General features: G+C 44.1%; 1 pseudogene. It reads left to right on the forward strand.

Going from position 1 to position 435, the window contains the following annotated elements:
• Nucleotides 1-435, forward strand: a pseudogene (locus VSQ61_RS22760) (PD-(D/E)XK nuclease family transposase); the annotation flags it as partial.

Here is a 435-nt window from a genome sequence, read left to right on the forward strand (position 1 = left end):
CATGAGTTTCCGGACGTGTATGTTCATCGGTTTGGACAGAAATCGGACACGGGGCTTAAGGCAGAGCTGTTGCAGAAATATATTTTTATCCCTATTGACATTTTTAAGAAAACACAGCAAAATAAAGATGTAACAGGGAAATTAGATGCATGGCTGCTGTTTTTGAGTACGGATGAGCCGGAGGAGATCATAAAGCTTATCAAAGCCTATCCGGAATTCAAGCCCATGTACCAGCAGGCGTATGAGATATGCCGGAACATGGAGGTTGTGATGGGATTTTTTTCAGAGGAACTGCGGGAAATGGACCGGAATACGGTACAATTGATGATTGATGAGATGCAGGAAGAACTGGATCGGAAGCGTGGAGAGCTGGAGAAGACGAGCGAGGAACTGGCTCGGAATAAAGAGGAATTAACACAAAGCAAAGAGGAATTA

Source organism: Candidatus Merdisoma sp. JLR.KK006 (assembly GCF_036941035.1).
Taxonomy (GTDB): Bacteria; Bacillota; Clostridia; order Lachnospirales; family Lachnospiraceae; genus Laedolimicola.